8 protein-coding genes are annotated in these 11,249 nt (G+C 60.8%); 2 read left to right on the forward strand and 6 right to left on the reverse strand.

Annotation, left to right across the window (positions count from 1 at the left end):
- The first annotated feature begins 89 nt into the window (after positions 1-89).
- Both PSH87_RS13725 and PSH87_RS13730 read left to right on the forward strand, forming a co-directional pair.
- Positions 90-1,589 carry an ATPase domain-containing protein gene (locus PSH87_RS13725; RefSeq protein WP_017738127.1) on the forward strand — a complete coding sequence of 500 codons (1,500 nt, stop codon included), beginning with the start codon at positions 90-92 and terminating at the stop codon, positions 1,587-1,589.
- Positions 1,589-3,271 (forward strand): ATP-binding protein, encoded by a 1,683-nt coding sequence (locus PSH87_RS13730; RefSeq protein WP_017738126.1) that lies wholly within the window; start codon positions 1,589-1,591, stop codon positions 3,269-3,271. The genes PSH87_RS13725 and PSH87_RS13730 overlap by 1 nt, the downstream gene beginning before the upstream one ends.
- Positions 3,272-3,307: 36 nt before the next feature.
- Here the strand turns inward: PSH87_RS13730 and PSH87_RS13735 are convergent, their stop codons facing one another.
- From PSH87_RS13735 to PSH87_RS13760, 6 genes are all read right to left on the reverse strand, one after another.
- On the reverse strand, positions 3,308-4,069 hold the full coding sequence (locus tag PSH87_RS13735; RefSeq protein ID WP_305434164.1) for a hypothetical protein: 762 nt from the start codon (positions 4,067-4,069) through the stop codon (positions 3,308-3,310).
- A 389-nt stretch (positions 4,070-4,458) separates the two neighbouring features.
- On the reverse strand, positions 4,459-4,836 hold the full coding sequence (locus PSH87_RS13740; protein WP_017738124.1) for a response regulator: 378 nt from the start codon (positions 4,834-4,836) through the stop codon (positions 4,459-4,461).
- A 79-nt stretch (positions 4,837-4,915) separates the two neighbouring features.
- The gene (locus tag PSH87_RS13745) at positions 4,916-6,109 is read right to left on the reverse strand and encodes a hybrid sensor histidine kinase/response regulator (RefSeq protein ID WP_017738123.1); all 1,194 of its coding nucleotides are present in this window, start codon (positions 6,107-6,109) and stop codon (positions 4,916-4,918) included.
- Positions 6,103-6,708 carry a chemotaxis protein CheB gene (locus PSH87_RS13750; protein ID WP_017738122.1) on the reverse strand — a complete coding sequence of 202 codons (606 nt, stop codon included), beginning with the start codon at positions 6,706-6,708 and terminating at the stop codon, positions 6,103-6,105. Before PSH87_RS13750 ends, PSH87_RS13745 begins: the two co-directional genes overlap by 7 nt.
- Positions 6,705-7,535, reverse strand: coding sequence for a protein-glutamate O-methyltransferase CheR (locus PSH87_RS13755; protein ID WP_370695307.1), 831 nt, complete (start codon positions 7,533-7,535; stop codon positions 6,705-6,707). Before PSH87_RS13755 ends, PSH87_RS13750 begins: the two co-directional genes overlap by 4 nt.
- Positions 7,536-11,033, reverse strand: a complete 3,498-nt coding sequence (locus PSH87_RS13760) for a response regulator (protein WP_305434167.1) — start codon at positions 11,031-11,033, stop codon at positions 7,536-7,538.
- Between the last annotated feature and the right edge of the window lie 216 nt (positions 11,034-11,249).

Consider the following 11,249-nt stretch of genomic DNA (forward strand, 5'->3'; position numbering starts at 1 on the left):
TTGAACGGCTACGGGCCATCACGGTCAAGTAAATATGGCGCGCCCAAGGCGGCGCGTTCCTCTATTGATCCGTGACCCGAGGGCACTTCTTGTCTACATCCAACGAGCTGTTCAGTGAAAAGGCGGCCACCGGTATCGAAGGTCTGGACGACATTCTTTCCGGCGGGCTATCGCGCAGCCACTTGTTCCTGCTGGAAGGTGAACCCGGCACCGGCAAAACCACCGTCGCCCTGCATTTTTTGCAGGCCGGCGCGAAAAACGGCGAGAAGTCGCTGTACATCACCCTGTCCGAGACCGAGCGCGAATTGCGCCAGGGCGCCAAATCCCACGGCTGGGACCTGGACGACAACATCCACATCTTCGAACTGACCCCACCCGAAAGCTTGCTCAACGCCGAGCACCAGCAAAGCCTGCTGTACTCGTCCGACCTGGAGTTGGGCGAAGCGACGCGGCAGATCTTCGAGGTGGTGGAACGGGTCAAGCCGACCCGCGTGGTGGTCGACAGCCTGTCGGAGATTCGCCTGCTGGCGCAGAGCTCCCTGCGTTATCGCCGGCAGATCCTCGCCATCAAGCACTACTTCGTGCGCTATGACGCCACCGTCCTGTTGTTGGACGACTTGACCACCGAATCCCTCGACAAGACCGTGCACAGCGTCGCCCACGGCGTGATCCGCCTGGAAGAACTGACCCCCAACTATGGCGCGGAACGTCGCCGGGTGCGGGTGGTGAAGTACCGAGGACAGAAATACCGTGGTGGCTTCCATGACTTCACCATCTTGCAGGACGGCGTGCATGTGTTCCCGCGGCTGGTGGCGGCCGAGCACCGTGGCGGCTACAACCGCCAGACCCTGACCAGCGGCATCCGGGAGCTGGATTCATTGCTTGGCGGCGGCATCGAGACCGGTTCCAGCAGCCTGATTCTTGGCCCGGCCGGTACGGGCAAGTCGCTGATTTCGATGATCTTCGCCGCCGCCGCAGTGGCCCGTGGCGAGAAAGCCGCGCTGTTTATCTTCGATGAAGAACTGGGCCTGTTGTTCGAGCGCATGAAAAACATGGGCATCGACCTGGCCGCCCTGCAAGCCACGGGCAACCTGCTGATCGAGCAAGTGGACGCTGCCGAGCTGTCCCCCGGCGAGTTTTCCCACCGTGTGCGACGTTGCGTCGATGAGGGCGGGATCAAAACCGTGGTGATCGACAGCATCAATGGCTACCAGGCCGCAATGCCCGAAGAAAACGCACTGATCCTGCACATGCATGAATTACTGCTGTACCTCAACCGCCGGGGTGCGGCCACCTTCATGACCGTCGCCCAACACGGGCTGGTGGGCGACATGCAGGCGCCCGTGGACATCACTTACCTGGCCGACACGGTGATTCTGTTGCGTTACTTCGAAGCCCTCGGCGAGGTTCGCCGGGCCATCTCGATCATCAAGAAAAGGACCGGCTCCCATGAGTCCACCATCCGTGAATACCGCATCGGCAGCCGCGGCATGACCGTCGGTGAGCCGCTGAACAACTTCCAGGGCGTGCTGCGCGGCATTCCAACCTATATGGGCGCCGGCTCTCCCCTGCTCAAGGACATGGGCTGATGCCGCAGCTTGCGCCCATCTCCGAGCGCGCAATCATTCTTGCACCCATGGGGCGTGACGGCTCGCTGGCGCTGATGATGCTCAATGAAGCCGGCTACAGCGGCATTGTGGCCAATGACCTCGGCGCACTGTGCGCGGCGCTGGAGCAAGGTGCCGGCCTGTTGATCATCGCGGCCGAAGCGTTGCGCGGCATCGGGTTGGAGCCGTTGCTGGACAACCTGCACCAGCAACCGGCCTGGTCCGACTTGCCCATCGTACTGATGACGCACCATGGCGGCAGCGAGCAGAACGGGTCATCCCACCTCAGCGGCTTGCTGGGTAACGTGACGTTTCTCGAAAGGCCGTTCCATCCCATCACCTTGATCAGCCTCGTGAGTACCGCGCTGCGCGGCCGGCGTCGGCAATATGAGGCGCGGGACCGCCTGGTGGACCTGAGCGAAAGCGAGCTACGCCTGCAACGTACCCTGGAAACCCTGGAACAGCAGGTGGAGGAACGCACCGCCCAGTTGCGGCATAACGAAGACGCATTGCGCCAGTCGCAGAAGATGGAAGCGGTCGGTCAGTTGACGGGGGGCATCGCCCACGATTTCAACAATATGCTCACCGGGATCATCGGCAGCCTCGAACTGCTGCGCCGTCGAGTGTCCCGGGGCAAGTTGGACGATCTCGACAGCCTGATCGATCTGGGCGTCACCTCGGCCAATCGCGCCGCCGGCCTTACCCACCGCTTGCTGGCCTTCTCCAGGCGCCAGTCCCTCGATTCCAAGCCGGTGGAAATCAACCAGCTGGTCACGGCCATGGGGGAGTTGCTGCAACGCAGCATCAATGAAAGCATCGCCCTGGACATGCGCCTTACCGATGAACTGTGGACCGCCGAAGCCGACCCCAATCAACTGGAGAGCGCCTTGCTCAACCTGGTGATCAACGCGCGCGACGCCATGCCCAATGGCGGCAGCCTCACCGTGGAGACCGGCAACCGCCACCTCGACAGCGTGTTCACCGCCGCCTACGGCACCTTGAAGCCCGGCGACTATGTGGAACTGAGCGTCAGCGACACCGGCTGCGGGATTGCCGAAAGCGTCATGGGCCGGGTCTTCGATCCCTTCTTCACCACCAAGCCCATCGGTCAGGGAACCGGCCTCGGGCTGTCGATGATCTACGGGTTTGCCCGCCAATCCCATGGGCATGTGACGATTCACAGCGTGGTCGGCAAAGGCACGACCGTCAGCCTGTTTCTGCCAAGGTTCATCGGCCAGATCGCCACCGCTGAAGTCGTCAACCCGGCCTTGCTGCCGTTTGCCAACACGGGCGAGACCGTGCTGATCGTCGAGGATGATCCGGCGGTCCGGGTGCTGGTCAGCGCGGTGCTCAAGGAGCTGGGCTATGGCTTTGTCGAGGCCGGTGATGCCGACACCGCCGTGCCGATCATCGAATCCGACCAGCGTATCGACCTGCTGATCAGCGACGTTGGCTTGCCCGGCATGAACGGGCGGCAACTGGCAGAAATCGGCCGGCAGATCCGCCCGGAGCTCAAGGTATTGTTTATCACCGGCTACGCAGAGCATGCGGCAGTGCGGGGTGGTTTCCTTGATCCCGGGATGCAGTTGATCACCAAGCCGTTCACGTTTGACCTGTTGACGGCGAAGGTACGGGAGATGATTCATAAAACCCCAGGCCAATGAGCTCTTGCACCCGAGTCTTCGCCGGAACACCGTGGTTTATAACGGCGCGAAGTTGCCGTCCCGTGGCCGGGGCAACGCAGGTTCCTGCAAGGCGCGGACGAGGTCTGTCAGCTCTGCCGGCGTCTGTGGAATGCGCCAGCCATAGGTTGCCAGCACATCTTCAAGGCTGGCTTCACTGCGCCCATTGTCCTTCGCATAGCTGGAGTTCGGGTCGAGTGTGATGGTCTGGTCCCGCAGGAAGTCCGCCAGGGAGAGGTGGGTTCTGCTGTCGTACTGCATCAGCTTGTCGGTCAGGTTGAACTGGACGTTGCTGTTGCCCAGTTCGACAACCTGCTGGTCGAGCAGCTCCGGTGCCTGAGCCGCGTGATTCGCAAACGGTCTGTCGCGCGACATTTGGTCAAACACTTGGCTGTGTTCGAGTTGCGTGGCGCGGGCCAGGGTCTCCTCCTTGCGGTCGGCCAGGAGCACCTCGCCATAAAACCGCGCGACCTCGTGCAACGGCGCCGCGGTCGGATCGGACGGCACCTCGATCTTTTCATACGCCAACGCGCGTGCGGCGGCCATGCGCGGCGCCGTGGCCTCCGCCCATTCACCGCCCAGCTGTGAGGCGCTGAGGGTCATCGGTTGGCCATCGACCACGGCCGTTATCGTATCGGCGAGGTGATTGACGGTGATCGGGCTGGACGTATCGATATTGAGCAATTTGGCAAGCGCTTCAAATCGCGGGTTTCTCGCCGCGTTATAGAATTGTTGCCACCATTGGCCGAATGCCGAATCGGCAGGGATATTGTTGAGCAATACCGCGTCGGGCTGAACCGCCCGCCACGCTGCGCAAGGCCTTGACGTACTGCTCTAGAACACCGCGGTCGCCTGGGGTTACGTTCGCGTGTCCAGTGTCGGGCGACGGGTTATCACGTGGCACATCCCCTTTGCCCCGAGACGGATTGGCGTAAGACGATTGCAGTCGTTGATTGAGCGAAGCACTGGACGAGATCATGTAAAACCCTTCAACAACAGAAATTGGAGCTGTCGACGAAGGAATGAATTCGTCGAGCCCGCGTTTTAGTCGTTGAGGGGTGTAAGGACGTTCCGAGGTTTGCTGGCCGCAGCGGTGACAGAACGTAACGGCACGCCGTCGGTTGCCGGGCTGCCATGCAGCAGCCCAAGGTGCCTGCTTGCGTTGCGTGTCAGGCCAGCAGCCGCTGGATATGCTCGTGCAGCGTGTCCAGGTCAAACGGCTTGGCCAGGATCGGTGCATTGCGCGTGATCGGGCTGTTGCAGTCGAGGATTTCCTGCGGGTAACCGCTGATAAAGATCACTTTCAATTCCGGACGCAGCTTGATCGCCGGCTCGGCGATCTGCACGCCGGAAATGCCGCCGGGCAGGCGGTAATCGGTGACCATGAGGTCCAGGTGTGGCTTGGTCGCGAGAATTTCGAAGGCCTGCTCGCCATCGATTGCCTTGAGTACCCGATAACCCAGGCCGGCCAGGTACTCACCCAGCACAAACATAATCGATTCGTCGTCTTCGACGATCAGTACAACATCTTGCGCATCTTCACTCATGGGAAGCCTTTGTCCGGTCAATTGCTGCAATTACGACCATGGGGTCACGCAGAAGGTTGCGTCGAGCCGACGATTGATTTCATCGCGCGGCCTCAAGGGGCAGGCACACCCGGAACAGGGCGCCCTCGCCTATCTGGCTCTCGACCTCGATGGTGCCGCCGTGGGCCGCAACGATCTGCTCGGAAATAAACAATCCGAGGCCCAGGCCCGCTGCCACCTGGCTGGCGGACACACGCTCGAATTGCTGGAAAATACGTTTCTGGTTGTCTTCGCTGATGCCGATGCCTCGGTCGCGCACTTCCACCCGGGCTTCGCCGTGCGCGCTGTAGACCCGCACATCCACCGGGCTTTTTGCGCCGTAGCGCAAGGCGTTGGTCAGCAGGTTGGTGATCACCTGCTCGATGCGGAACTCGTCCCAATGACCTTCCACCGGCCCTTGCGAGACCAGGCGCATGGAAGAACCGGCGGCGGCCACTTGCTGTGCGAAGTTTTCCACCAGGTTATGCACCAGTTGCGCCAGGTCAAAGTGTGCCGGACGGATCGACAGCTTGCCGGTACGAATGCGCGACACGTCGAGCATGTCTTCGATCAGGCGGATCAGGCTTTGAATCTGGCGCTCATCGCGGTCAACCATGGCGTGCATCTTGTCCAGGGTAAACGCGGCCGCGTTATCCCGGGCCAGGTGCATCTTGCGCAGCTGGGTTTCGAGGATCAGCCCATTCAAGGGCGTACGCACTTCGTGGGCGACGATCGACATGAAGTCGTCACGCATGCGCACGGCCTGCTCCAACTCGGCCTGGGTGGCCTGCAAGCGTGTGAGCAACAGCTCCTGTTCGCGCCGGCTGCGCTCCAGGGCTTCGACCTGTTGCTTCATGGCCTTGCTTTGGCGGTACAGGTCGACGAACACATTGACCTTGCTCTTGACCGCGTGAATGTCCAGCGGCTTGTGCAGGAAGTCGACTGCGCCGCTTTCATAGCCCTTGAAGGCATAGTTGAGTTCGCGGCCAGCGGCGCTGACGAACACAATCGGGATGTTCTTGGTCTTTTCGGTGCCGCGCATCAACTCGGCCAGCTCGAAGCCGTTCATGCCGGGCATCTGCACGTCAAGGATCGCCATGGCGAACTCGTGCTCCAACAGCAGCGACAAGGCTTCGTCGGCACTCAATGCCTTGAATACCTGGCGATCCTCGCGCTTGATCAGCGCTTCGAGGGCCAGCAGGTTTTCCGGCAGATCATCGACGATCAGCAGTTTGGCCTGGACAGTACTTAACATGGGGAATATTCCAGGGAAGCCAACAATGAGCCGATCTGGCTCAGCGAAAGAATGTGGTCAGGTGTGTGCAGCGCCAGGGCTGCCCGGGGCATTACCGCCACGCGAGCCTCTGTGGGGTCTTGCACCACAGTGGTTCCATCCTGTTGCTTGACATGGGCCAGGCCCCGGGCGCCGTCTTGATTGGCGCCGGTCAACAGGATCGCCAACAGGCCGCTGCCATAGGTGTCGGCGGCGGACTCGAACAGAAAGTCGATGGCCGGGCGCGAGTGGTGCACGCGGTCTTCCTGGCTCAGGGACAGGCTGTGGTCGCGCTCTACCGACAGGTGATAGCCAGGCCCGGCAAAGTACAGGGTGCCGGCCTTGATCATTTCCTTGTCGCGCGCCTCGACCACCGGCATTGCCACGCGCCGGTCGAACACTTCAGCCAGATGGCTGCGGCGCTCGTCCGGCAGATGCAGCACGGCGATGATGGGCAGGCCGAACCCCTCGGGCAGCTCACCGAACACCGTCAGCAACGCCTCGACGCCGCCCGCGGACGCGCCGATGACAATCGCTTCTATGCCCGGAACCCGAGTCCGGTTGGCAGCCGCTTCATTCATAGTTTGCGGTAGATCCGTTCTTGCTTGACCAAGGGTTCGAATTGCTTGCTGTAGGCGGAAAAGTCCAGGGTCTCTTTGCTGCCCAGCACCAGAAAACCACGGTGGCACAACGACTCGTGAAACAATCCGAAGGCCCGATCCTGCAATTTTTTATTGAAATAAATCAATACGTTACGGCACGAAATTAATTGAGTTTCTGAGAATACACTATCGGTCGCCAGGCTGTGATCGGCAAACGTCACGTTCTCGCGCAGGCTTTTGTCGAAGATCGCGTAATCGTAAGCCGCCGTGTAGTAGTCGGCAAATGAACGTTGCCCGCCGGCCTGCTGGTAGTTGGCGGTGTAGGCCCGCACGTTTTCCAGGGAAAAGATGCCTTGCTTGGCTTTGTCCAGCGACGCCGGGTTGATGTCGGTGGCATAAATGATCGTGCGCTCCAGCAAGCCCTCTTCCCTGAGGAGGATGGCCGTGGAGTACACCTCCTCACCGGTGCTGCAGCCGGCGATCCAGATCTTGATCGACGGGTAGGTCTTGAGCAGCGGTACCACTTCCTGGCGAATCGCCAGGAAGTGCGAGGGGTCACGGAACATTTCGCTCACCGGAATGGTGAGGAATTGCAGCAACTGCATGAACGCTGCCGGGTCATGCAGCACCCGCTCCTGCAGCGCCGAGATCGTCGCGCAGTCGAACTGGCGCAGGGCATGGGCCACACGCCGCTTGACCGACGCCCCGGAGTAGTCGCGAAAGTCGTAGCTGTACTTGAGGTAGATCGCCTCGATCAACAGGCGCAGCTCGATATCGCTGCTTTTATCCAAAAAACTTCGCTCCACTTAAATGCGTTCCATCTTGGGTAGCCATACGCGAATCAGTGAGAACAGACGGTCCAGATCAATCGGCTTGGCCAGGTAATCGTTGGAACCCGCCGCGAGGCAGCGTTCCTGATCGTCCTTCATGGCCTTGGCCGTCACCGCGATGATCGGCAGTTTTTTCCAGCGCGGGTCCTGGCGGATCAAGGCGGTGGCCTCGTAACCGTCCATTTCCGGCATCATCACGTCCATCAACACCAAATCGATATCGTCCACTTCATTGAGCTTGTCGATGGCTTCACGGCCGTTTCGCCCGATGACCACCACGGCGCCTTTGTGCTCCAGGGCGCTGGTCAGGGCGAAGATGTTGCGCACATCGTCGTCCACCAACAGGATCTTGCGCCCTTCAAAGACCTTGTCGCGGCTGCGGGCGGTCTTGAGCATCGTCTGGCGGTCATGGGACAGCTGGGATTCGACTTTGTGCAAAAAGAGTGTGACTTCGTCCAACAGGCGCTCCGGCGAACGGGCGCCCTTGATGATGATCGAGCGTGAATACTTGCGCAGCTCGGCCTCTTCGTCGCGGGTCAGGTTGCGCCCGGTGTAGACGATCACCGGCGGGAAGGAGCAGATGTCCTCGGTGGCCATGCGCTTGAGCAGTTCGTTGCCCAGCATGTCCGGGAGCTTGAGGTCGATGATCATGCAGTCGTAGACGTTGGTGCGCAGCAGGTCCAGCGCGGCCTGGGCGTAGCCGACGTCGGTGATCTCGATGTCATCGTCGCCGATCAGGCGGGCAATGCTGTCACGCTGCAAGTCATCGTCTTCCACCAGCAGCACACGCTTGACCTTCTGGGTCAGCTTGGCCTCCAGGCGCGCAAACACGTCCTTGAGCTCTTCGCGGGTGGTGGGTTTGACGGCATAGCCGATGGCGCCCATGTGCATGGCGGCCTCGACGCGGTCCTCCACGGAGATCACGTGCACGGGGATATGGCGGGTATTGGCGTGTTCCTTGAGGCGTTGCAACACGGTCAGCCCGGAATGGTCGGGCAGGCGCATGTCCAGCAGGATCGCGTCGGGAATGTATTCTTCGGCCAGGCTGTAGCCTTCGTCCGCGCCGTGGGCCACCAGGCAGTTGTAGCCCAGTTCGTGGGCCAGGTCGAAGAGGATGCGGGCGAAGTTTGGCTCGTCCTCCACCACCAGGATGCACCGGGTGGTGAACGGTGCCTTGTCGCGGTCATCGGCGAAGCGCGGGATCAGGTTGGCATCGGCCACCGGCAACGGGGATACCTTGACCGGCGTGGGGGCCGGCGCTACGACCACCTGACGCGGTTGTTCGATGGGCGCCGCATCTTCTGCACGTTCGACATACTGTTCCGGCAACACCAGGGTGAACATGCTGCCCTTGCCCGGTTCGCTGGTAACGCTGATATAGCCGCCGAGCAAGGTGGCCAAGTCGCGGGAAATCGACAGGCCAAGGCCGGTGCCGCCATACCGGCGGTTGGTGGTGCCGTCGGCCTGGCGGAAGGCTTCAAAGATGCTTTCCTGCTGATCGAGCGCAATGCCAATGCCGGAATCGCGCACGGTGAAGGCAATGCCCTCTCCCGGTGCCTCGGACACCGACAGGCTTACCTCGCCGTGCTCGGTAAACTTGACCGCGTTGGACAGCAGGTTCTTGAGGATCTGCTCCAGGCGCTGGCGGTCGGTAAACAGCATGGCGGGCGCACCTGCCTGCACCTCCACCTGGAACCCCAGCTTGCGATCGGCCGCCAGCGGTTCGAACATACCGCGCAAACCGTCCACCAGGCGTGCCACGCTGGAATTCTCAGGGCGCACTTCCAGCTTGCCGGCTTCAACCTTGGAAATGTCGAGGATGTCGTTGATCAGGTTGAGCAAATCATTGCCGGCCGAATAGATCGACTCGGCAAACTTGACCTGTTCGGCACTGAGGTTGTCCTGGGGGTTTTCCGCCAGCAGCTTGGCCAGGATCAACGAACTGTTCAGCGGCGTGCGCAGTTCGTGGGACATGTTGGCGAGGAATTCGGATTTGTATTTGCTTGAGCGCTGCAATTCGTCGGCCCGGTCTTCGAGGTCGAGCTGGGCCTGGCTGAGCTCCCCGTTCTTGCGGTCCATGGCGTCGCGCTGGTCGGCCAGGGTCTGGGTCTGCTCGGCCAATTGTTCGTTGGTCTGCTCCAGTTCCGCCTGTTGGGTTTCCAGGTGAGCCTGGGACTCCTTGAGGATGCGCGACTGCTCTTCCAGCTCTTCGTTGGCGGTCTTGAGTTCTTCCTGCTGCACTTGCAGCTCTTCGTTGAGCTGCTGGGTCTCGGCCAGCACTTCCTGCAAGCGTTGGCGATAGCGGGCGGCTTCAATCGAGGTGCCGATATTGCCAGCGATCAATTCCAGCAATTCGACATCACGTTCATCCAGGGGGCGCAAGAAGCCCAGTTCGATGACGCCGTTGACGCGCCCATCATCGCTGGTCGGCACTACCAGCACGCTGCGGGTCGAGCCCTCCCCCAGCCCGGAGCTGACCTTGAAATAGCCCACTGGCACATCGTCCAGGCGAATCAGGCGATCCAGCTGGGCGGCCTGGCCAACGATGCCTTCGTCGTTGTAGATCGCTTGCTCCAGCTGTTCCTGTTCGCGGGAGAAACCGTACGTCGCGACACGCTTGAGGCCGCCGTGTTCTTCTCGCACGTACAGCGCGGCCACGGCCGAGCCCATGTACTGGGCAAAGAATTGCAGGATGTTGCGCCCCAACATGTTCAGGGTCAGTTGGCCAAGCACCTGCTCTGCGAGCTCGGTCTGGCCGTTGCGCAGCCAGGCCTGCTGTTCCAGGCGCAGCGCAATCTTCTGCTGTGACGCCAGGTTATCGCCGTAACTCTTTGACAACGAAATTAAATTCTTCCGGCCGATATAGGCCAGAAAACCACTGAGCCCCAGTACAAACGCCAGGTACAGGATGACGCTGACAACGGTGGTACGGGTGACTTCTTCGTTACGGGTGATACGGAACTGCTGCTCCATCGCGACCGCGTCGTCATATTCCTTGCGAATTTCATCGGTGAGGCGCTTGCCCCGGCCGGCTTTGACCGCGCTGCGGTAGTCACCGCTGGTGCGCTGCATCTCAATCATCGACTCGGCGTACTTGTTCCACTCGGTCTGCAAGGCTTCCAGGCGCTTGAGGCGATCCACCTGTTGGGGGTTGTCCGCGACCAGGTCCTGCAAATTGCGCAAATCGGCAATGATCCGTGGCTTGGCCACTTCATACGGGTCGAGAAAGTGCTCATCGCCCGTGATCAGAAAACCGCGCATGCCGGTTTCCAGGTCCACCGTCAGTTTCGACGACTCGTTGAGGTTGTTGATGACCCGGTCGGTGTGCTCCACCCACTGGATCACCGTCAGCAGATACGTAATCAGGCAGCCGAAAAACACTGCGCTGAGCACGCCCACACCCAAGGGCAGCGCCACATTTCGGCTTAAAAGGTTACGGAAGCTTTTTTCATCGACGGACGACGCAGGTGTCATGGGCATGCCTTGGCCAGGTGCGGAAAAACCGGGAGTTTGCCGCAAAGATCGCCCACAGACTACGTTTGCAGCGGATATTTGCTGCAATTGTTTTTCTTCCTTACACAGTGCCGACACCCCAGCGGGAACGCGGGCGCCCTGGCGCGCTACCCAAAAGGAGCGTCTGGGGAACAGGGAACCTCCTTCTAAAAAGACGCAATCGTCCTATAAAAAAAG

This window comes from Pseudomonas sp. FP453, from assembly GCF_030687495.1.
Taxonomy (GTDB): domain Bacteria; phylum Pseudomonadota; class Gammaproteobacteria; order Pseudomonadales; family Pseudomonadaceae; genus Aquipseudomonas.